A 21,211-nucleotide genomic window follows, 5' to 3' on the forward strand; every position below is an offset into this window, starting at 1 on the left:
TTCCCCGTTGCGCTTTTAGCCGACTGCGGTTATAAGCGCGCGTCCGAACGGTCCGGCAGGGCATGCCGAGGCCGTTCCTGAATAGCTTGAAATAGGCCTCGTCTGCCTGTTTCGATACAAAAACACGGAGTAGCAAAATGCCCAAGATGAAGACGAAGTCCGCTGCAAAAAAGCGGTTCAAGATCACCGCTACCGGTAAGGTTGTTGCAGCCGCCGCCGGTAAGCGCCACGGCATGATCAAGCGTACCAACAAGTTCATTCGCGACGCGCGTGGAACCATGGTTCTCGCCGAAGCTGACGGCAAGAAAGTCGTCAAGAACTACCTGCCGAACGGTCTCTGAGACTTTTCCGCACTTTTGGACACTTTAAGGAGATCATGACATGGCACGCGTAAAACGTGGCGTAACTTCCCGCGCCAAGCACACCAAGACACTCAAGGCAGCCAAGGGCTTCTACGGCCGCCGCAAGAACACCATCCGCGCAGCAAAGGCTGCCGTGGATCGTTCCAAGCAGTACGCTTACCGCGACCGCAAGGTCAACAAGCGCAACTTCCGCGCTCTGTGGATCCAGCGTATCAACGCTGCTGTTCGCGAATTCGGCCTGACCTACGGCCGCTTCATCGACGGCCTGAACAAGGCTGGCATCGAAGTCGACCGCAAGGTTCTGTCCGACATGGCTATCCATGAGCCGGCAGCATTCGGCGCGCTCGTTGAAGCAGCGAAGAAGGCTCTTGAGTACCTCAAGGATGCTGGTACGACCAACGAGTTTGAAACCGCTGTAAAGTAATTACGGCGCGGACAATCTGTTGTTCATTTGAAACCCGCGCCGGTCCTCCGGCGCGGGTTTTCGATTTTTTGGAATTCACGGCAGTTTCGGCAAAGGCGTAGAGCGTTTTGTGCCGGGGTTGCCAGAAGGGTGGGGCATCCGGCTTTCGGTCGGCATGTTCCATTGGGGGGCAAGAATGCTGGTTGCCGCAAGTGAGGCGGAAAAGGCGAAGGGTTTCCACGTCCATCTCGAAGATGGCGATATCGCAGCCTTGATGCGGGTTCTGCTTAAAAGCGAGCGCCGCGTGCAGAAACTCGAGCTTTCCACAACGACCGTCTGGATAAAACGCCAGGGCACGGAAACGCCGTCCTGGTGGATAAAGCTGCAGACTTTTCTCGCAAAGCTGCTTCCCTATACCTTTATGCGTCCTTCGCCGCCGCTTGATGGCGCCGGTCTCATGCGCCGCGAACTCGAAACGCTGGAGGCCTTCAAGGCCCGTGGTTTCCCCGTGCCCCCCGTCATCTATTCCTCGTCGACGGCCGTTGTGCTTGGCGATGTCGGCCCCACCATCATGGAGCGCATGGATGCGATAAAGGCCACGACACCGGTGGAGCACGATGCGCTGCTTGTAAAATCCGCAGAGGCGCTTGGCGAGTTGCATGCGGCGGGTCTCTGCCATGGTCGTCCGCATGTGCGCGACTTCTTTCTTCAGGACGGCCGTGTCGGTTTCATGGATTTCGAGGAGCGTCCTCAGGAGGTCATGCCGCTGGAAACGGCGCAGGCCCGCGATATATGGCTGCTGTTTTTACAGGTCGCCACCCGCGCCTGCGATGCGCCGGGGACCTGCGATGCGGCCTTCGCCCGCTGGCGCGAAAACGCCCCGCCCCGGGCGCTGGAAGAATTGTGCCGCCTGACCGGCATTCTCGGGCGATTTTTACCGCTTGCCCGGTTGATCGGGCGCGTGCGGATGGGTAGTGATCTGCGACGCTTTATCATGGCGACCGACTATCTGATGAATGCTGTGAACCCCGAAGCCGCTGTTAAAAAGACCGGCAAGGCAGGAAAAGATGACTGAACTTGATACCTTGAAATCGCAATTGATGTCGGAGATCGCCGCTGCTGCCGATGAGCCGGCCATCGAAGCCGTGCGCGTTTCCGCGCTGGGCAAGAAGGGCTCGGTTTCGGAGCTTCTGAAGACGCTGGGCAGCATGACGCCGGAAGAGCGCCAGACCCGCGGTGCTGCCATCAACCAGCTCAAGACTGAGATCACCGATCTTATCGGCGAACGCAAGAATGCGCTGAAGGATGCTGCCATCGCCGCCCGGTTGAAGGCGGAAACGGTGGATGTCAGCTTGCCGGTTCGCCAGTCCCCGGCCGAGCGTGGCCGCATTCATCCCATCAGCCAGATCGTCGATGAAATCACCGCCATCTTCGCGGATATGGGTTTCTCGATCGCCGAAGGTCCCGATATCGAGACCGATTATTACAACTTCACGGCGCTGAATTTCCCCGAAGGCCACCCGGCCCGCGAAATGCACGACACCTTCTTCTTCCAGCCGGATGAAAATGGTGAGCGTAAGGTGCTGCGCACGCACACCTCGCCGGTGCAGATCCGCACCATGGAAAGCCAGAAGCCGCCGATCCGCATCGTCATTCCCGGCAAGACCTACCGTCAGGATTCCGACGCCACCCATTCGCCGATGTTCCATCAGGTCGAAGGTCTTGTCATCGACAAGAAGGCGCATGTCGGCAATCTGCGCTGGGTGCTGGAAGAGTTCTGCAAGACATTCTTCGAGGTCGACAGCGTCGTCATGCGTTTCCGCCCGTCCTTCTTCCCCTTCACGGAGCCGAGCTTCGAGGTGGATATCCAGTGCGACCGTTCTGGCCCGATCGTCAAGTTCGGCGAAGGTAACGACTGGATGGAAATTCTCGGCTGCGGCATGGTGCACCCGAACGTGCTGCGTGCTGGTGGGCTGGACCCGGACGAATATCAGGGCTTTGCCTGGGGCATGGGCCTCGATCGCATCGCCATGCTGAAATACGGCATGCCTGATCTGCGCGATTTCTTCAACGCCGATGTCCGCTGGATGAACCATTACGGCTTCCGCCCGCTCGACATGCCGACGCTGTTCGGCGGTTTGAGCGTTTAATCCGGGTAGCCAAGGAGCAAAGACATGAAATTCACTCTTTCCTGGCTGAAAGAGCATCTGGATACCGATGCGACGCTGGACGAGATTTGCGAGCGGCTGACGGCAATCGGCCTCGAGGTCGAAGAGGTTGACGACAAGGCGGCTTACAAGCCTTTCGTCATTGCCAAGGTGGTTTCCGCTGAAAAACATCCTGAGGCCGACCGCCTCAAGGTGCTGATGGTCGATGCCGGTGATGGCAAGCCGGTACAGATCGTTTGCGGTGCGCCGAATGCACGCGCCGGCCTTGTCGGTGCGCTGGCGCGTCCGGGCGTGTATGTCCCGGGTATCGATGTTACCCTTGCTGTGGGCAAAATTCGCGGCGTCGAAAGCCACGGCATGATGTGCTCCGAAAAGGAGCTCAACATTTCCGACGATCATGACGGCATCATCGATCTGCCGCAGGATGCCCCTGTCGGCACGTCCTTCGCCACCTATGCCGGCCTCGACGATCCGATGATCGAAATCAACCTGACGCCGAACCGCCCGGATTGCACGTCGATCTACGGCATTGCCCGTGATCTCGCGGCTTCCGGTCTCGGCAAGCTGAAGACGAGGCCTGCGCCGTCCTTCAAGGTGGAAGGCGCAACGCCCGTCGATGTGAAGCTGGAACTGGACGATGCGGCGCTCTGCCCCGGCTTTTCGCTGCGCATCGTACGTGGCGTGAAGAACGGCCCGAGCCCGAAATGGATGCAGCAACGCCTGATGGCAATCGGCCTGCGCCCCATCAACGCGCTTGTCGACATCACCAACTACATGACCTTCGATCAGGGTCGGCCGATGCACGTCTTCGACGCTGCCAAGGTCAAGGGCGATCTTATGGTTCGTCGTGCGAAAGAGGGTGAGACCATCCTCGCACTCGACCAGCGGGAATATAAGCTCGGCCCGAACAATGTCGTCATTGCCGATGAAAAGGGCCTAGAGTCCATCGGCGGCGTGATGGGCGGCGAACATTCCGGCTGCGATGACAATACCGTCGATGTGCTGATCGAATCCGCTCTCTGGGATCCGATCAACATCGCCAAGACCGGCCGTTCGCTCGGCATCATCACCGATGCGCGTTATCGTTTCGAGCGCGGCGTTGATCCGGAATACATGGTTCCGGGTCTGGAGCGCACCACCGAACTGGTTCTGGAACTCTGCGGCGGCGTCGCTGGCGAAGCCCGGGTCGTGGGTTATAAGGGCCATCAGCCCAAGGTCGTGGATTTCCCGCTCGCGGAAGTGAAACGCCTGACGGGTCTGGAAGTTTCGGCAGAAGAGAGCCTCACGATTCTCAAGGGCCTCGGTTTCGGTGTCGAGGGAACGGGCGAGCGCGTTTCCGTCACCGTCCCGTCCTGGCGTCCTGATGTCGACGGCAAGGCTGATCTGGTGGAAGAAGTCATGCGCATCCACGGCGTCGACAATATCAAGCCGGAACCGCTGGAAAACTTCGGTGCCGTCAATGGTCGTATCCTGACCACGCTGCAGATCCGCACGCGTACCGCGCGCCGTGCCCTGGCGAGCCGTGGCATGCTGGAGGCCGTCACGTGGTCCTTCATTCCGGAAGCGCAGGCGAAGCTCTTCGGTGGCGGTTCGCCGGCCCTGAAGCTCGCCAACCCGATTGCGGCCGATATGTCGGACATGCGGCCCTCGTTGCTGCCTGGCCTGTTGACCGCCGCCCAGCGCAATGCCGACAAGGGGCATAGTGACGTCGCGATCTTCGAGGTTTCCGGCACCTATGAGGGCGATACGCCTGAGAAGCAGCGCCGTGTTGCCGGCGGTGTCCGCCGTGGCACGGCCTCGCTCGCAGGCAGCGGCCGCATGTGGTCCAATGCTTTGAAGGGCGGCGGCAAGCCGGTGGATGTCTATGACGCCAAGGCTGATGCGCTCTGCGTGCTCGAAGCCTGCGGCCTGCCCATGGCCAATGTGCAGATCGAAGCCGGTGCGCCTTCCTGGTATCACCCCGGCCGTTCTGGCACCATCAAGATGGGCCCGAAGGTCGTGCTCGGTTATTTCGGTGAATTCCATCCGAAGACCCTGTCCGAACTCGATGTCTCCGGTGCCTATTGTGGTTTCGAGATTTATCTCGATGCCATGCAGGAGCCGAAGAAGAAGGCGACCCGTACCAAGCCCGCACTTGAGCTTTCGCCCTTCCAGGCCGTCAAGCGCGACTTCGCCTTCGTGGTCGACAAGTCGGTCGAGGCGGGTGCCATCATCAAGGCCGCGACGAGCGCCGACCGCAAGCTGATCACCGGCGTCAATGTCTTCGATATCTTTGAGGGTGCGTCACTTGGCGAAAATCGCAAGTCGGTTGCCATCGAAGTGCAGATCCAGCCGGTCGACAAGACGCTGACGGATGAGGATTTCGAGGCGCTGACGGCCAAGATCGTTGGCAATGTCGAGAAGTCGACAGGTGGCGTTCTGCGCGCCTGAAAGCCGATGACGGAATGAAAAAAGCCGCGGCGGTTGCCGCGGCTTTTTTGTTTTTAGCGGTTGGCCATCTGGGACATGCGCGCGGGATAGCGTTCCCCCGCAACCTTTGCCGGCGAGAGGAGGGCGCCGAGGCTCGCAACTTCTTCCGCCGTCAGCGAAACATCCGCTGCAGCGACGTTTTTCTCCAGATTGGCGATTTTTGTGGTGCCGGGGATAGGAGCGATGAAGTCGCCCTGTGCCAGCACCCAGGCGAGCGCCAGTTGCCCGGCGGTAACGCCCTTTTCAGTCGCCATGTCTTCCAGAAGCTGGATGAGCGCCAGATTGGCGTCGAAGTTTTCGCTTTGGAAGCGTGGCAGGCCGCGACGGAAATCATCGGCGGCGAGGCCGTCGAGTGACTTCAGCGCGCCCGTCAGAGCCCCGCGCCCGAGCGGGCTGAAGGGGACAAAACCAATGCCGAGTTCACGGCAGGTTTCCAGCACGCCATTTTCCTCCACATCGCGGGTCCACAGCGAATATTCGCTCTGAATGGCCGCAATCGGATGGGTGGCGTGCGCTTTGCGAAGCGTTTCGGCGCTGGCTTCGGAAAGGCCGAGATGTTTCACCTTGCCTTGCTTCACCAACTCCGCCATGGCCCCGACCGTCTCTTCGATCGGCACATCGGGATCGACGCGATGCTGGTAAAACAAGTCGATGGCATCGACGCCAAGACGTTTGAGCGAGGCTTCGGCGACGGCACGCACATTTTCCGGCCGGCTGTCGGTGCCCACCATCATCTGGCCTGCGGGTTTGCTGGTGTCGATCCTGAAACCGAACTTGGTGGCGATGACCACCTTGTCGCGATAGGGCTTCAAACCCTTGCCGACGAGAATCTCGTTATTATAAGGCCCATAAACCTCTGCCGTATCGAAAAAGGTGACGCCGAGTTCGACGGCGCGGTGCAGCGTCGCTATTGCGCTGCTTTCATCGCCGGTCGGGCTATAGGCATGGGTCATTCCCATGCAGCCGAGGCCAAGCGCCGAAACGGATAGGTTGTTTCCAAGGGTTCTTTGTTTCATCTGTTCGTCCTTCCATAAGGAACCGCCCGTCATCAGGGCGTGATCAGAAAATAGCGTCTCATGGCGATAAAAATAATCGCTGCAAATCTACTTGGGTTGTTCTATCATTTAGAACAATGAACCGTGTGCAACTCTCCCAGCTGGCCGTTCTCGCTGCCGTTGCCGAAGGCCGCAGCTTCCGCAAGGCTGCGGCTGAACTCGCCATTGCGCCCTCCGCCGTCAGCCATGCCGTCTCGTCACTGGAGGCAAGCCTTGGCCTGCGTCTGCTTCATCGTACCACCCGCAGCGTTTCGCCGACAGAGGAGGGAAGGCGGCTTCTCGAAACACTGGGTCCGGCGCTTGCAGATATCGATGCGGTCATCGAGACGCTTGCCGAGCATGGCGGGAGACCGGCCGGCCCCCTGCGCATCACCCTGCCGAGGCTGGCCGCCGAGGATCTCATCGTGCCGCGGTTGGGTGAGTTCCTGCGGCTCTATCCCGATATTTCCCTCGAAATCTCAACCGACGACCGTTTTGAAGATATTGTCGCGAAGGGTTTCGATGCCGGGCTGCGGCTCGGGGAGCACCTCGACGCGGATATGATTGCGGTGAAAGCCAGCGGCGCATGGCGCGGCGCAATTGTTGGTTCTCCGTCCTATTTCGCGGAAAATCCACCGCCACGCGATCCCAGGGATCTCATCCGCCATCGCTGTATTCGCCGCCGTTTCGCCAGTGGTCTTATTTATCGCTGGGAACTGGAGAAGAACGGCAAGCCGCTGGTGGTCGATGTGCAGGGACCTTTGATCCTATCGGACCAAAGCCTCATTCGCCGGGCGGCGATAGACGGGGCAGGGCTCGCCTTCGTTTTCGAGCAGCGCGTCGAGGACGATATCAGGGAGGGCAGGCTCATCCGCGTGCTGGAGGACTGGTGCGCACCCTTTGACGGCTTTTATATCTATTATCCCTCCCGCCGGCAGATGCGTCCGGCGCTGAGGGCTTTCGTGGATTTTTTCCGCTTCCGGGGCTGATCAGAACTTGATGCGATAGCGAATATGGCCGTCGCTTTTCACGTAGCTGTCGTACAGTTTCTGGGCGCGGTGGTTGTCTTCGCCCGTGTGCCAGTATAGCCGCGACCAGCCCTTTTCCTTGCAGATGGTGATAAGATCGTCCATCAGCGCGCGGCCCGTTCCCTTGCCGCGGATTTCTCCATCGACGAACAAATCCTCCAGATAGCAATCCGGCGTCTTCACCCAGGTGGAATCATGGAAGTGGTGGATGGCGAAACCCGCCATCCTGTCACCCAGCACGGCCACACGCATCGAAACACGGGATGCGGGATCAAGGATGCGCGCCCAGGTATGGTCGGTGACGTCATCGGCAAGCTCGACCTCGTAAAAGGCGAGGTAATCGTTCCAGAGGCGCAGCCATTCCGCCCGGTCAGCCGGCTCAGCGTTACGAATTACAAGTTCCATCTTATGCGCCTGCCTTGTCGAGAAGGGTCATCATTTCATCGGTCAGTTTCAACTCGACGGCGCGTTTGAAGCTTTCAAGCTGCGACAGGCTGGTGGCGCTGGCAATCGGCGCGGTTATCGCCTTTTTCCGCAACAGCCACGCCAGCGCGATATCGGCGAGCTTGGCCCCGGTCTGTACCGCCACGGCATCCATCGCCCCCAGCACGGCAAGGCCGCGCGTGTTGACATATTCGCCGACGCGATAGCTGCGGGCGACGCCTTCCGTATCGGCCTTGGCGCGGTATTTCCCGGTGAGGAAGCCGGCAGCGAGGCTGTAGTAGTTGATGACACCAATCTCTTCCTTCACACAAAGATCAGCAAGCGGACCTTCGAAATCCGCACGGTTGTAGAGATTATATTCCGGCTGCAGCACGTCGTAACGCGGAAGATTGTTTTTCGCAGCCGTATCCAGCGCGTCCTGAAGCTGGCTGGCGGAATAGTTGGAGCAGCCAATGGCGCGGATTTTTCCCTGTTCCTTCAGCTTTGCAAAGGCGGCAAGCGTCTCCTCCAGCGGCACCTCGGCATCCGGCTTGTGGGCGAGATAGAGGTCGATATAGTCGGTCTGCAGCCGCTTCAACGAGGCTTCGACAGCCTCTGCGATCCACTTGGCGCTGAGGCCGGTCTTCTGACCGCGATTGTCAAAACCGACCTTGGTGACGATCACCGCATCCTCGCGCTTGATACTCGATTGCTTCAGCCATTTGCCGATGATGACTTCGGATTCGCCGCCCTCATGCCCGTCCACCCAGGCGGAATAGACATCCGCCGTGTCGATGGCGTTGAACCCGGCATCGAAAAAAGCGTCGAGAAGGGCAAAGGAAGTCTTCTCATCCGCTGTCCAGCCGAACACGTTGCCGCCGAAGACGATCGGGGCGATGGAGAGGCCGGTGCGGCCGAGGTTTCGTTTTTCCACGGGGAATGCTCCTGTTGCTGACTTTGTAGCAAGGTTAGCAACTGCTCATCCGCATAACCATTCAATTCCTTTGATGGCACTCATCAGGCAATGGACGGAAGCCGGCGAGATCAGCTCCGATAGCTGCGATAGTGGCTGGGCGGAAGGTGATTGTGCTGTTGCCACACGCGCCGCAAATGCCGGGCAGAGGCAAACCCCGCCCGTTCGGCAATGGACTCCATATCGAGGCGGCTATTGGCGAGAATGTCACGGGCCAAATTGACCCGCATCAGATTGACATAATCGATGACGCTGATGCCGGTATGTTCGCGAAACAGGCGTGACAGATGCCTTTCGCTGAGGGCTGCAATATCGGCCAGGCCTTCAAGTGACCAGTCCTGCGCTGGCTCTGCCATCACCCGGTCCTGCACGCGGTGAATGGCGGGGTGCATGTGGTTACGGCCTGTCAGCCAGGGCGAAATTTGCGGATCGCTGCCGTTGCGCCTGAGATAGACAACCATGGTTTTTGCAATACGCGCTGCAACGGCCGGGGATGTCAGCCGGGAAACCACATGCAGCATCAGGTCGATGCCGGTGGAGATGCCCGCGCTTGAAAAGCGGTTTCCGTCCTCAACGAACAGTCGGTTTTCGGCCACCTGGGACAATGGCGCGATGCGTCGCAGCGCCTCGATGCAATCGGCATGGGTGGTGCAGCTTCGTCCGTCGAAAAGTCCGGCCTCTCCCGCCAGCAACGCGCCGGAGCAGATGGAAATGACGGTAGTATCGATACGCGCGACGCGGCCCAGCCATGTCGTCAATGCCTGACGCTCCCGCCGCGTTTCCGGCTCGCTCTCGGAACGTGAAGTGCTGCCGGAGATCAAGAGAAACGCATTTTCCGGAAGCGACGCCGGCAGGGTCTCCAGCCCGCAAAGGTCAAGGCCGATCGAGGATTGTTGCCTGTCCCTTGCCGCAATGTAGCGGCAGTCGAAAAAAATGTCGCTTTGCTCGTCATTGGCATAACGGATGACCTGCAGGGGGCCGGCAATATCGAGCAACAGCGCGTGCGGCGGCACAAGCGTATAAAACGGAATGATGCGTGTGCCGCCTTTATCCATCAGGCTGCTTCTTTCAAGGTTGCAATCGCGTCGTTCACCGTGGCGATGCGTGCGAAGCGCCCCGCCAGCACCAGCTCGGTGCGTTTACGGATATCGTCGGCGCTGAACACCGTGCCGGAGGCGTGCATCATCGGAAAGGTCAACGTCGCCTCGGTTACGTAATCGACGCTGTAGCCGAGATCGGAAGCGTGCCGGGTGGTCGTTTCGCAGCATTGTTCGGTGCGGATGCCGGAGACGATCAGCCGGTTGATACCTTTCTGCGTCAGCCAGATTTCAAGGCCGGTGCCGGCAAAAGCCGAATGGCGGTTCTTGTGGAAGGTCACATCGGGTGCGATCTCCACACCCTCCAGCGCACGGACATAGCCGCTGTCTTTCGAGAAGGCCTTGTCGCCATCGACATGGAAGATTTGAACAACGGGAATTCCCGCGGCCTTGGCGCCGTCGATCAATGCCTGCTGTTTCTCCAGATAGGCGGCGAGCCCGCTTTCCTCGAAATAAGGGGTATGCCGAAACGATTCCTGAACGTCGATGACGAGCAGTGCGGTGTGAGAAGAGGACATTTCATGTTTCTCCGTTGGGGTACTGATAACATAATTCTCCCTTACACAGCTCGATAAAAGCAACCAGGCCGACAAAGGCAGGACACATCCGGCCATACTTTATACTGATCGGACTTTGCCGGCTTGCCACACGGTGCCGGGATGGTAAGTTTCCGAAGAAATGGCAGAGTGGGAGAATGGGAATGCTGCGCTTCGGAATAATCTCAACGGCGAAGATCGCTCAGGATCACGTCATTCCGGCAATACAGGATGCGCAAAACTGTGTGGTCAGCGCCATCGCCAGCCGCGATCACGCCAAGGCGCGTGCAGTGGCCGAGCGTTTTTCCGTGCCCAACGCCTTCGGTTCCTATGAGGAGATGCTGGCATCGGATGTGATCGATGCGGTCTATATCCCGCTTCCCACCTCCCAGCATGTGGAATGGACCATCAAGGCGGCCGATGCCGGCAAGCATGTGCTGTGTGAAAAGCCGATTGCGCTGAAAGCGGAAGAGATCGATACGCTTATCGCCGCACGCGACCGCAATGGCGTTATTGTGTCCGAGGCTTTCATGGTCACCTATGCGCCGGTCTGGGCCAAGGTGAACGAGTTGCTGGCATCGGGCGCCATCGGCACGCTGAAACATGTGCAGGGCGCTTTCAGCTATTTCAATCGCGATCCCGGCAACATGCGCAATATTCCCGAACTGGGCGGCGGCGCCCTGCCGGATATCGGCGTCTACCCAACCATCGTGACCCGTTTTGCCACCGGCGCGGAGCCGAAGCGGGTGCAGGCCACAGTTGAGCGCGACAGGGAATTCGGTACGGATATCTATTCCAGCGTCAGGGCTGATTTCGGCGATTTCGAACTGAGCTTTTATCTGTCGACCCAGCTTGCGGCCCGTCAGCTCATGGTCTTCCACGGCACGGATGGTTACATCGAGGTCAAATCCCCTTTCAACGCCAATCGCTGGGGTGCGGAAGAGATCGAGCTGACCAATCAGGCCCATAGCCAGTCGCAAATCTTCCGGTTTCAGGATAGCCGTCAATACAAGCTGGAGGCGGAGGCTTTTGCCCGGGCGGCAAAGGGTGAGGGCGAAGTCGTCACGCTGGAAAGCTCGCGGAAGAACCAGCTTTTTATCGACGCCATCTATCGGGCAGCTGAAAAGGACGGTTGGGAAACGGTTTAATGCCGGTCCAATTGTCGTTTTTGCAGCCGTCGGTAGCCGTAAAGCGCCAGCAGCAATGCCGCGAATGCTGAAAAGGCGAGCGGGATAAGCGGCTGGACCAGCGGGTTGCGCCACTGCAGCAACACAAACAGCCCGACACCGACGATGCGGGATGTGAGCGTCACGGCATTCACGAGAAAAACGCTCAATGTGGCGGGTGCACGGCTGTTGGAGCGGTTCAGCCGCCAGCTCGTCGCAACGCCTGCCGCCGCACCGGGCAATCGGGCGGCCAGCGGATCGACACCGAGATAGAAAATGAGCAGGCAGGTGACTGTAAGTTCAGCGGCCAATCCGCAAATCTCGGTCAACGCGAAGTGCGGAAGTCTCAAGGCCGGGAGCTTTTAAAGTGTCGGTTGCGTGGAGCGCGGGCGTTGCAGCACGAGAAGGCCGATGACGACACCGACGACGCCAAAATTATAACCGGCTAGCGCCAAAAGCAGCGACATCAACGGCACGGCCGTGGAAGAAAGCGCCATTGCTACACCATAAGCGCCGATAATCATCATGCAGATGAAAATGATGCTGAAGACAGAACGCAACGCAACTGCGGTTACGCCAAGCACTGTGGCGGTAAGAAAAATCATGGATGCCGCCTCCTCTTTGGTTGCCGGGCCTGGGACAAGACCTAGCGTCTTCTTCCCTAACGAACCCTTGTTTTCTCCTCCGTTCCCTGTTTTCCTAACTCGTTAGTTGAGGATATGGTTTCATCGCCGTTAAAATCGGGCTGGCGAGCACCGGCATTTCCGAATCGACGGGTTTTGGTTACAAACGGTCATGAGCGATATCTTCTCCCACGCCGCATTGAGCAATCTCGCCGAGTTCTCGGTGTCCGAACTGTCGGGTTCCATCAAGCGCACGGTGGAGACGGCTTTCGAGCAGGTGCGGGTGCGCGGCGAGATTTCCGGCTATCGCGGCCCGCATTCTTCCGGTCACGCTTATTTCTCGCTGAAGGATGATCGCGCCCGCATCGATGCGGTGATCTGGAAGGGCACGTTTTCGCGGCTGAAGTTCCGCCCGGAAGAGGGCATGGAAGTCATCGCGACGGGCAAGGTCACCACCTTTCCCGGCTCCTCGAAATACCAGATCGTCATTGAAAGCCTCGAGCCGGCCGGTGCCGGCGCACTGATGGCGCTTCTGGAAGACCGCCGCCGGCGTCTGGCGGCGGAAGGGCTGTTCGATGCGGCCCGCAAGCGCCGCCTGCCGTTCATGCCGCATGTCATCGGCGTCGTCACTTCACCGACGGGCGCTGTCATTCGCGATATTCTTCACCGCATTTCGGATCGTTTTCCCGTCCATGTCGTCGTCTGGCCGGTCAAGGTGCAGGGCGAAGGCTCGGGCGAGGAAGTGGCGAACGCCATTCGCGGTTTCAACGCGCTTCGGCCCGGTGGTGAGATCGCCCGCCCGGATGTGCTGATTGTCGCGCGTGGTGGCGGCAGTCTGGAGGACCTCTGGAGCTTCAACGACGAAATCGTCGTGCGCGCTGCGGCTGAAAGTGAAATTCCGCTGATTTCCGCCGTCGGACACGAGACGGATACGACATTGATCGACTATGCCGCCGATGTTCGTGCACCGACGCCGACGGGAGCGGCCGAGATGGCCGTGCCGGTGCGCGCGGAACTGGAAGCGCAGCTTTCCGGCCTTGCTGCCCGCCTTTCCGGCTCGGTATCGCGGCAGATGGACAATCGCCGCCAGGGTTTGCGGGCGCTGGTGCGGGCGCTGCCGTCGCTCGACCAGCTTCTGGCCCTGCCGCGCCGCCGTTTTGACGAGGCCGCAAGCGGTCTCGGTCGTGGGCTTGAAATGACCACGCTGAACAAGCGCCGCGCCTTTGAGCGCTCCGCTTCGGGGCTTCGGCCGGAAACTCTTCTGAACGGTCTCAAACACCACAGGCAGAGGATCACCGAGCGTATGCACCGGGCCGAGACCCTGGTGGAACGCCGGCTCTTGCAGGGCAAAGGCCGCGTTGATGCCTTCGATTCCGCGCTGCGTTCGCTACCAGCCCGCCTGCTTGGCCAGCTGGAGCGGCAGAAGGAACGCGTCGTCACCGCCGCGCGCCGGGCCGATACCGCCGTCTTGCATCGCATGGCGCAGAACCGCGCCGGCCTTGCCGCCCACAATCGCATCCTGCAATCGCTCTCTTATAAGAACGTGCTGAACCGCGGTTATGCCGTGATCCGTGATGAAGAGAACCGGCCGCTGACCCGTGCCGCGGCCATTGCCTCCGGCGCTGTCGTGTCTATGGAATTTGCCGACGGTCGCGTCTCCGCCATCACAACGGGAGAGGGAACGCCGTCCCCGGATGCCGCCGCCGCACAAAAAAAGAAGCCGGCGAAACCGGCTTCTTCAGACCCTGGCAATCAAGGTAGTCTGTTTTGATCAGATCGACGCCGCATCCGAAAAACGGCGGCTGACGGTGAAGGTCTTTTCGATATCCGGATGCAACTCCATGCCAAGGCCGGCACCCGGCGGCACGGTGATCATGCCGTTTTTCACTTCGGGCAAAGCGGTCACGAGATCGCGATACCAGGTCTTGTAGAAGGCGCGCACGCTTTCCTGCACCAGCGCGTTCGGCGCATTGAGCGACAGATGTGTGGAGGCGCAAAGCACCACTGGCCCGGTGCAATCATGCGGCGCGACCGGCAGGTGCCAGGCTTCCGCCATGGAGGCGATCTTGCGTGCTTCCGAAAGCCCGCCGCACCAGCTGATGTCAAGCATCACCACGCCGGCAGCACCGGTTTCCAAGAGATCGCGGAAGGCCCAGCGGGAACCCAGCGTTTCGGATGCGGAAATCGGCGCGGGCGACACGGCGGCATACCGCGTCAGGCTGGAAAGGCTGTCCATCTTGATCGGGTCTTCATGCCAGAAGGTCTGGTATGGCGTGAGCGCCTTGGCGATCTGCATGGCGGGCAGAAGCTGCCACATGGAGTGAAACTCCACCATGATATCCATCTTGTCGCCGACCGCCTTGCGGATTTTTTCGAACGGCTCGAGCGCGCTTTTCAGGTCCGGCATCGAGATATATTGTCCGCGCGTCTTCTCCGCCGCCGCATCGAAAGGCCAGATCTTCATGGCGGTGATACCGTCTTCCAGGAGCGAATGGGCAAGCTCGTCCGCCCGGTGCAGGAAGCCGTTCAGATCATCATAATCCCTGCCGTCGGCCATGCCGTAATTCGCCGTCTGCTGGCCGGTCGCCTTCTTGATATATTCCGTGCCCGCGCAGGTATTGTAGGTGCGGATTTCCTTGCGGCTGAAACCGCCGAGAAGCTGGGCGATGGGCTGGTTGGTGGCCTTGCCGAAAATATCCCAGAGCGCGATATCGAAGGCGGAATTGCCCCGCACTTCCGCACCGGATGAGCGGAAGCCGAGATAACCGACGAGATCCTGAGCCAGAAGATCGATCTGCAGCGGATCGCGGCCGATGACGCGGGGTGCGATATATTCATGCACGTAGGTTTCAACCGTCTCCGCGCCGAAGAAGGTTTCGCCCAGCCCGGTAATACCCTCATCCGTGTGGACCAGAACCCAGAGCAGGTTTGCCCGTTCCGCCACGCGGACGGTCTCGATTTTCGTAATTTTCATGAGTCTCTCTCCTCCAGAGGAAGGCAGTTTGCCATCTGGGACTGTGTTGAAAAATCAGGCGATACCTGCAGCGAGAAGCGCGTGCACGCTTTCATCGAAATGCCGCGCCATCAGCGTTGACGCCATTTGTGGATCGCCTGCGGCAATGGCCTGTCCGATCTCAATGTGAAGCGAGACCGTGGTGTGGCGCTGCGCGTCGGATGTGCGGCTTTTCCAGCCGATCGGCCATGTCTGGCGTGTCACATTTTGAAAAGCGCCAAGGATGAGTTCGAAAACCGGGTTCTTCGACGATTTGGCAATGGCGAGATGGAAAGCGAGATCGTGCTCCATGACTTTGTCATTGTCGCCGAAGTCCCGTTCCATATCGTTGGCATGGTTGAGAATGGTGAGCGCTTCCGCATCCGTGCGCCTCAGCGCCGCCAGCGTCACGGTTCTGACTTCGATGGTGCGGCGCACGTCGTAAATCTGCTGGATGTTGATCTGCTCGGTGTGAATGCCATGCTCGAACATCAGCGACATCGCACCATGATCGAGCGTCGCCACGGTGGCGCGTTTACCGGCGCTGACATCGATCAGCCGCATGGCTGACAGAGACCGGAAAGCTTCGCGAACGACGGTGCGAGAAACGCCGAGTTGCTGGGAAAGCGAAAGCTCGCTTGGCAGCTTTGCCCCGGGGGCAAGCTCGTTTTCGCGGATATGGCGCGTGATCGCGCCGATCGTGCTGCTGACGAGACCGGTTTCATGGGAAATGGCGTTATACATTTTTCCTCCAACCTGTAGTACAGGTTTATGGAGAATTGCTTACAGGACTTTTTTCGCCAAAACAAGCGCCGATCGCTGGTTTGATTGGATGTTTGTCTGATCCTTGAATCTACTGCTCGAAACCCTGCAAAAAGCGCTTCAGCAACTCGTTCAGCGCCGCACGCTCCTCTTCGCTGAGATGAGCAACCAGACGATGCTGGTTTTCGACATGCGCGCCGACGGCATCCTCGACAATCGCAAGTCCACGCTCCGTCAGCGATATCAATACGCTGCGCCGGTCCTGCGGGTTGTGAATGCGCTCCACCAGCCCGGCCTTTTCCAGCTGGTCGATCCGGTTGGTCATGGTGCCGGAACTCACCATGGTCATGGCCAACAGATCGCCGGGGGAGAGGCGATAGGGCGGACCGGCCCGTCGCAATGTCGCCAGCACATCGAAAGCGGAGGAGGAGAGCCCGTGTTTCAGCAGTACCGCCTCAACCTCGCGGCCAAGATGTGTACTGAGCCGGTGCAGGCGCCCAAGCAGGCCCATGGGGCCGACATCGAGATCCGGCCGCTCCTTGCGCCATTGCGCCAGAATATGATCGACGTGGTCCAGCGGTTCTTTGCTCATCACCAAGGCATAACAATTGATATCTTGACGTCAAGATAAAATCGACTAAAGTGGATTTATCTTGATATAGAGATTCTTGAAATGAAGAAAAATCCGACCTACGCCGCCGATGTGCTGTTGACCGCGCTTGCCCCTGCCATCTGGGGAACCACCTATTTCGTCACCACGGAATTTTTGCCGCAGGGCTACCCTCTGCATGTCGCCATGTTGCGTGCTTTGCCGGCGGGCATCCTGCTGCTGTTGCTCGTCCGGGAGCTGCCGCAAGGCATCTGGTGGCCGCGCAGTTTCATTCTTGGCGCGCTGAATTTTTCGTTCTTCTGGGCGATGCTTTTCGTCTCGGCTTATCGGCTGCCGGGTGGTGTGGCGGCCACGGTGGGTGCGGTGCAACCCCTCATCGTCATTGGCCTGTCCCGGCTGTTTCTGGCCGCGCCCGTCAGGCCGCTTGCCATCGCCGCCGGTCTGCTGGGCATTGCGGGCGTCGCACTTCTGGTGCTGACGCCCGGAGCGGCGCTGGATGGTATCGGTGTTGCCGCAGGCCTTGCCGGTGCCGTCTCCATGGCTTTCGGAACGGTGCTGACGCGCAAATGGCGACCGCCGGTCTCCAATCTCACCTTCACCGCCTGGCAATTGACCGCGGGCGGCATTCTGCTCCTGCCGGTTGCCTTTGTTCTGGAACCGGCCCTGCCAACACCAACCGTCGCCAATATCCTCGGCATGGCATATCTCGGCCTCATCGGTGCGGCGCTGACCTATCTTCTGTGGTTTCGCGGGCTTGCCCGCATAGAGCCCTCGGCTGCGGCATCGCTCGGTTTTCTAAGCCCTGTCGTTGCAACTCTTCTAGGCTGGCTGGCGCTCGGCCAAAGCCTCACGCCAGCGCAGATCGCCGGGTTTGTTGCGGTGCTTTTCAGCATCTGGCTCAGTCAGCGCAGCCAGTTACCGAGGTAAGTGTCCTCAGGCCCATTCGCCCTTGCGCATCACCGGAACCGTGGAGCCATCCGGCTTCACGCCATCAATATCCACCTTGTCGGAGCCGATCATCCAGTCGATATGGATCAAACTGGAATTGCCGCCCTGCGCCTTGATCTGATCCTGCGACAGCGAAGCACCGTCGACAAAGCACTTCGAATAGCATTGGCCAAGCGCGATGTGGCACGAGGCGTTTTCGTCAAACAACGTATTGTAGAACAGGATACCGCTTGCCGAGATCGGCGAGGAATGCGGCACCAGCGCCACTTCGCCGAGACGTCGAGCGCCCTCATCGGTGTCGAGCACCTTGTTCAGCACCGCTTCGCCCTTCGAAGCCTTGGCTTCGACGATGCGGCCACCCTCGAATTTCACCCGGATATCATCGATCAGCGTTCCCTGATGCGAAAGGGGCTTGGTGCTGGAAACGTAACCATCCACGCGCAGCGCATGCGGCGTGGTGAATACTTCTTCGGTCGGAATATTCGGGTTGCAGGTTACGCCGTTCTTGGCGGTGGAAGCGCCGCCATGCCATTCATGGCCGTCTGCCAGCCCGATCCTTACATCCGTGCCGGGGCCGGTGAAGTGCAGCGATGAGAAGCGCTCGCCATTCAGCCATGCCGAGCGCTTGGCGAGATTGGCGTTATGCTCTGCCCAGGCCGCCACAGGGTCGGCCAGGTCCACCCGCGAGGCGGCGAAGATGGCGTCCGCGAGCTTGCGAACAGCTTCGTCCTCGGAGACCCCGGGGAAGACCTGCTTAGCCCAGGAGGGGTTCGGATAAGAAATGATGTTCCAGTTGATGTCGAAATTGGAAATCTTCTCCAGCGCCGGCTTGTAGGCGGTGGAATTGGCCTTGTTGGCCCGCGCCACCTTGGCCGGGTCCTGCTCTGCCAGCAACATGGGGTTATCGCCGGCAATCGCCAACCGCGCCGCGCCGTTGGCATAGGCCTTCGCCATGCCTTCGTAGAGCCAGTCGGAAGCCCGGTCGAAATTCGTGTCACTGGCGTGGCAGTAGCGTGATAGCGTGGTTTCTTCATCGGAATAGAAGGTGGTGACCAGCCCGCTGCCGGCCAGATAGGCGTGTTTGGTCAAGAGCCGCACCAGCGGCAGTGCCGCCAGGGGCGCAGTGATCACCAGATCCTGATCCTTCTGCAATTGCAGGCCGACTTTTACGGCGACTTCGGCCAGTTTTTCGAGTTTGACGGGATCGATGGGAGAAACGGTCATGATCTGCCTTCGTATATTTCAATCGGAGGTGCCGACCATAGCCCATTCCTTTCGAAAGCCAAATGCTTTCAAAAGCGGTGGGAAAAGCGTCAGTCCGCCACCAGCGGAGCGATGATGGCCTTCAACGCTACCTGCGCATCGCGGGGCGAAAGTCTCACCTGTAACCCTCTTTGCCCGCCATTCATGTAAACATGCGCATGCGCCATGGCATCAGCCTCAATGGCCGTTGGCACCTGTTTCTTCTGACCGAAAGGACTGATGCCGCCAACATGGTAACCGGTGGCCCGCTCCGCATCGGCAGGCTTCATCATGCTGGCGGATTTGCCTCCGAAGGCGGCGGCAAGCTTCTTCATGCTCACCTCACGGTCGGAGGGGACAACGACGCAGACCGGTTTGCCATCCAGTTCCGCCATCAGTGTCTTCAACACCAGATGCGGCGGTTCCCCAATCGCCTCGGCAGCCTGCAGGCCGATGCGGTCGGCATTCGGGTCGTAATCATAGGTGACGGTGGTGAAGGTAATACCAGCCTTGGTCAGCATCTGCGTGGCGCGGGTCGTTTTCGACATGGCGGCTGCGCTCAGGCAAAAAGTGTCTGGTAGGTTTCCGGTTTGAAACCGACGGTTATCTTGCCCTTGGCCTCGAGTACCGGACGCTTGATCATGGAGGGTTGCTCCAGCATCAAACCGATGGCCTTCTCGCGGCTAAGATCGGCCTTTTGGCCATCATCCAGCTTCTTGAAGGTCGTGCCGGCGCGGTTCATAACGGTTTCCCAGCCCGCGGCATCGCACCATGTCTCCAGATGGGCGCGATCGATGCCGACCGTCTTGTAGTCATGAAAAGAATAGTCGATGCCGTTGGTTTCCAGCCAGCTTCTGGCCTTCTTCATCGTGTCGCAGTTCTTGATGCCGTAAATGGTGATCGTCATGCTACCAGCCTCTTTGTATTCAGCTTTCCGGCATAACAAAATATCCGGCTTATTCAACCCATGTCCGAGGTCCCTTGCAGGCCTGTCGGGGTGTGAGGTCTGAGCCATGCGAAATCGCCATGGCTGATATCCAAACGAGCGCGAGCAAAGCTGCATGGCTTCCCTGCTACATCATGAGTTGTAGAAGAGGCCGAAAATACCCATTATCTGGGCATCAAAGATGGAGAGAAAAATGCGTCAGGTTGCAAAGACATCGCGTAACTTCTTCGGTGAAACTTTCGCCGTTCTCGGTGCAGCGCTCTCGGTTTCGGCCGCTGTTCGCGCACATCGCAAGCCCGCCCGTGCCGATCTCGAAGCCCTCGGCATCGACGGTAAGGCTTTCGACAAGGTACAGCTCTAAGCTGGCTATTATTTGTAGCGAGGCGGCATCGCCTCGCTTGCGCTCGGCGTCGAAATCCATGCCGGTTTTCGACGGGCGAGGTGGATGCGTCGCGGATGGCTCAAGAAGCGTTCCGTATTCACACAGGAAGGTTCCCGCATAGTCCTCGAAGGACAGGTGCGGGATAAATTGTCAGCGCGGGATTGTTCCGCCGCTTCGAGTGCACGTCATCGAGATGCTGCACTCTGTTTCGGCCGCTTTGACGGGCCGATCACTTTTTCCGATAAATATAACTGGCTCTCAGGCCGCTCATAACGATCCGCCTTCGCTGAAAGCGCAAAACGTGCCAGCGGCTCGTGCCTTGTTTCGCCATTATGGCTGAAGACAAGTTCGAAATTGCCCGCCAGCCAGCTATAGGGTTTACCGGCGGGCATAAGCTCAATCTTCCCACAGCCATAGATCATGGTGAGATGCGGCGTAAAAGATGATGCCGTAACAAAGGGAAGATTTGCCCGCCAAAGGGCGCGTTGCAATATCTTCACGAGAGCCTTGATTTCCGGCATATCGCGGCTGCTTCGCAGCACCAGACTATTGCGATTACCAAAAAGCGACGTTTCTTCGAAAGTGATAGGAACGGGCCGCGCATTGATTTCTCCCAGCGCCGCCTTCAGCCTGTTTATCAGCCCGTGAGGCACAGTCTCGAAACATCCGATACAGAGCAGCGTGATATGCAGAAGCTCCGCCGGATAGGCTGCACGCCTTGTCCGTCCTTCCGCATACTGTGAAGCATCGGCAAAGATTCTATCGGCCACGACTGCCGGCGGCTTCAACAATAAGAGAAGCTTGCTGCGAAATCGCGGATTAAGGCGCTGTATTTTTGGCGTCTCCAGCCCTTCAAAGAAAAGCTGCCTTACACCTCCCTTATCCGTCAACTCGAAACCCATGACGATGCTCCACGGCTTTTGCCAAGGCCGCGATATTATCATTGCCAGAAGAAATTAAAAGAACAAAAAGAGAACAATTACAATCCCGACAGGCAGGGGAACTCCAGAAAATAACAGCATGGTGCATTGAGTTGACAATCTACCT

Annotated in this window: 24 protein-coding genes; 10 read left to right on the plus strand and 14 right to left on the minus strand. The window is 59.1% G+C overall.

The window, feature by feature from the left end; all coding sequences use genetic code 11:
* Nucleotides 1-137 precede the first annotated feature (137 nt).
* The 5 genes from rpmI (at nt 138) to pheT (ending at nt 5,363) form a co-directional block, all read left to right on the plus strand.
* A complete protein-coding gene (rpmI, locus tag EXN68_RS11035) occupies nt 138-341 on the plus strand; it encodes a 50S ribosomal protein L35 (RefSeq protein WP_003493355.1) in 204 nt (67 codons plus the stop codon).
* A gap of 40 nt (nt 342-381) precedes the next feature.
* On the plus strand, nt 382-786 hold the full coding sequence (gene rplT, locus EXN68_RS11040) for a 50S ribosomal protein L20 (protein ID WP_003507464.1): 405 nt from the start codon (nt 382-384) through the stop codon (nt 784-786).
* A gap of 175 nt (nt 787-961) precedes the next feature.
* A complete protein-coding gene (locus tag EXN68_RS11045; RefSeq protein WP_142840853.1) occupies nt 962-1,840 on the plus strand; it encodes a phosphotransferase in 879 nt (292 codons plus the stop codon).
* On the plus strand, nt 1,833-2,915 hold the full coding sequence (pheS, locus tag EXN68_RS11050) for a phenylalanine--tRNA ligase subunit alpha (protein ID WP_110755727.1): 1,083 nt from the start codon (nt 1,833-1,835) through the stop codon (nt 2,913-2,915). Before EXN68_RS11045 ends, pheS begins: the two co-directional genes overlap by 8 nt.
* Before the next feature lie 24 nt (nt 2,916-2,939).
* A complete protein-coding gene (pheT, locus tag EXN68_RS11055; protein WP_142840854.1) occupies nt 2,940-5,363 on the plus strand; it encodes a phenylalanine--tRNA ligase subunit beta in 2,424 nt (807 codons plus the stop codon).
* Between the two features lie 53 nt (nt 5,364-5,416).
* On the opposite strand, the gene EXN68_RS11060 is transcribed toward pheT, so the two are convergent.
* Nucleotides 5,417-6,418, minus strand: coding sequence for an aldo/keto reductase (locus tag EXN68_RS11060; RefSeq protein ID WP_142840855.1), 1,002 nt, complete (start codon nt 6,416-6,418; stop codon nt 5,417-5,419).
* A gap of 116 nt (nt 6,419-6,534) precedes the next feature.
* Between EXN68_RS11060 and EXN68_RS11065 the strand changes: the two genes are divergently transcribed.
* Nucleotides 6,535-7,425: a LysR family transcriptional regulator gene (locus EXN68_RS11065; RefSeq protein WP_142840856.1), complete on the plus strand. Its 891-nt coding sequence runs from the start codon at nt 6,535-6,537 to the stop codon at nt 7,423-7,425.
* On the opposite strand, the gene EXN68_RS11070 is transcribed toward EXN68_RS11065, so the two are convergent.
* The 4 genes from EXN68_RS11070 to EXN68_RS11085 form a co-directional block, all read right to left on the minus strand.
* Nucleotides 7,426-7,869 (minus strand): GNAT family N-acetyltransferase, encoded by a 444-nt coding sequence (locus EXN68_RS11070; protein ID WP_142840857.1) that lies wholly within the window; start codon nt 7,867-7,869, stop codon nt 7,426-7,428.
* A gap of 1 nt (nt 7,870) precedes the next feature.
* Complete coding sequence (locus EXN68_RS11075; RefSeq protein WP_142840858.1) at nt 7,871-8,821, minus strand: aldo/keto reductase; 951 nt, start codon at nt 8,819-8,821, stop codon at nt 7,871-7,873.
* Between the two features lie 110 nt (nt 8,822-8,931).
* Entirely contained in the window at nt 8,932-9,915 is a 984-nt protein-coding gene (locus EXN68_RS11080) for a GlxA family transcriptional regulator (RefSeq protein WP_142840859.1), read from the minus strand.
* On the minus strand, nt 9,915-10,475 hold the full coding sequence (locus tag EXN68_RS11085) for an isochorismatase family protein (protein WP_142840860.1): 561 nt from the start codon (nt 10,473-10,475) through the stop codon (nt 9,915-9,917). The genes EXN68_RS11080 and EXN68_RS11085 overlap by 1 nt, the downstream gene beginning before the upstream one ends.
* Nucleotides 10,476-10,657: 182 nt before the next feature.
* Here EXN68_RS11085 and EXN68_RS11090 point away from each other — a divergent pair, with 182 nt between their 5' ends.
* On the plus strand, nt 10,658-11,641 hold the full coding sequence (locus EXN68_RS11090) for a Gfo/Idh/MocA family protein (RefSeq protein WP_142840861.1): 984 nt from the start codon (nt 10,658-10,660) through the stop codon (nt 11,639-11,641).
* On the opposite strand, the gene EXN68_RS11095 is transcribed toward EXN68_RS11090, so the two are convergent.
* Both EXN68_RS11095 and EXN68_RS11100 read right to left on the minus strand, forming a co-directional pair.
* A complete protein-coding gene (locus EXN68_RS11095) occupies nt 11,638-12,009 on the minus strand; it encodes a hypothetical protein (RefSeq protein ID WP_142840862.1) in 372 nt (123 codons plus the stop codon). The two genes, EXN68_RS11090 and EXN68_RS11095, sit on opposite strands and share 4 nt — an antisense overlap.
* Nucleotides 12,010-12,021: 12 nt before the next feature.
* Nucleotides 12,022-12,264: a hypothetical protein gene (locus EXN68_RS11100; RefSeq protein WP_080818188.1), complete on the minus strand. Its 243-nt coding sequence runs from the start codon at nt 12,262-12,264 to the stop codon at nt 12,022-12,024.
* Between the two features lie 190 nt (nt 12,265-12,454).
* Between EXN68_RS11100 and xseA the strand changes: the two genes are divergently transcribed.
* Nucleotides 12,455-14,053 (plus strand): exodeoxyribonuclease VII large subunit, encoded by a 1,599-nt coding sequence (gene xseA / locus EXN68_RS11105; protein WP_142840863.1) that lies wholly within the window; start codon nt 12,455-12,457, stop codon nt 14,051-14,053.
* Here the strand turns inward: xseA and EXN68_RS11110 are convergent, their stop codons facing one another.
* From EXN68_RS11110 to EXN68_RS11120, 3 genes are all read right to left on the minus strand, one after another.
* Entirely contained in the window at nt 14,054-15,256 is a 1,203-nt protein-coding gene (locus EXN68_RS11110; protein WP_142840864.1) for a mandelate racemase/muconate lactonizing enzyme family protein, read from the minus strand.
* A gap of 54 nt (nt 15,257-15,310) precedes the next feature.
* On the minus strand, nt 15,311-16,018 hold the full coding sequence (locus tag EXN68_RS11115; RefSeq protein ID WP_065114645.1) for a FadR/GntR family transcriptional regulator: 708 nt from the start codon (nt 16,016-16,018) through the stop codon (nt 15,311-15,313).
* 109 nt (nt 16,019-16,127) lie between these two features.
* The gene (locus tag EXN68_RS11120) at nt 16,128-16,628 is read right to left on the minus strand and encodes a MarR family winged helix-turn-helix transcriptional regulator (protein WP_161991298.1); all 501 of its coding nucleotides are present in this window, start codon (nt 16,626-16,628) and stop codon (nt 16,128-16,130) included.
* Between the two features lie 81 nt (nt 16,629-16,709).
* Here EXN68_RS11120 and pecM point away from each other — a divergent pair, with 81 nt between their 5' ends.
* A complete protein-coding gene (gene pecM / locus EXN68_RS11125; protein WP_142840865.1) occupies nt 16,710-17,573 on the plus strand; it encodes a 4-hydroxybenzaldehyde efflux transporter PecM in 864 nt (287 codons plus the stop codon).
* A 6-nt stretch (nt 17,574-17,579) separates the two neighbouring features.
* Here the strand turns inward: pecM and EXN68_RS11130 are convergent, their stop codons facing one another.
* The 3 genes from EXN68_RS11130 to EXN68_RS11140 form a co-directional block, all read right to left on the minus strand.
* Nucleotides 17,580-18,818 (minus strand): aminopeptidase, encoded by a 1,239-nt coding sequence (locus EXN68_RS11130; RefSeq protein WP_142840866.1) that lies wholly within the window; start codon nt 18,816-18,818, stop codon nt 17,580-17,582.
* Between the two features lie 89 nt (nt 18,819-18,907).
* The gene (gene ybaK, locus EXN68_RS11135; RefSeq protein WP_142840867.1) at nt 18,908-19,384 is read right to left on the minus strand and encodes a Cys-tRNA(Pro) deacylase; all 477 of its coding nucleotides are present in this window, start codon (nt 19,382-19,384) and stop codon (nt 18,908-18,910) included.
* A gap of 11 nt (nt 19,385-19,395) precedes the next feature.
* Nucleotides 19,396-19,743 (minus strand): ArsC family reductase, encoded by a 348-nt coding sequence (locus EXN68_RS11140; RefSeq protein WP_142840868.1) that lies wholly within the window; start codon nt 19,741-19,743, stop codon nt 19,396-19,398.
* A gap of 232 nt (nt 19,744-19,975) precedes the next feature.
* Here EXN68_RS11140 and EXN68_RS27645 point away from each other — a divergent pair, with 232 nt between their 5' ends.
* Complete coding sequence (locus EXN68_RS27645; protein ID WP_003503889.1) at nt 19,976-20,143, plus strand: hypothetical protein; 168 nt, start codon at nt 19,976-19,978, stop codon at nt 20,141-20,143.
* Between the two features lie 206 nt (nt 20,144-20,349).
* Here the strand turns inward: EXN68_RS27645 and EXN68_RS11150 are convergent, their stop codons facing one another.
* Entirely contained in the window at nt 20,350-21,066 is a 717-nt protein-coding gene (locus EXN68_RS11150) for a 2'-5' RNA ligase family protein (RefSeq protein WP_142840869.1), read from the minus strand.
* Nucleotides 21,067-21,211: the final 145 nt, after the last annotated feature.

The organism is Martinezella rhizogenes, from assembly GCF_007002745.1.
GTDB lineage: Bacteria > Pseudomonadota > Alphaproteobacteria > Rhizobiales > Rhizobiaceae > Agrobacterium > Agrobacterium cucumeris.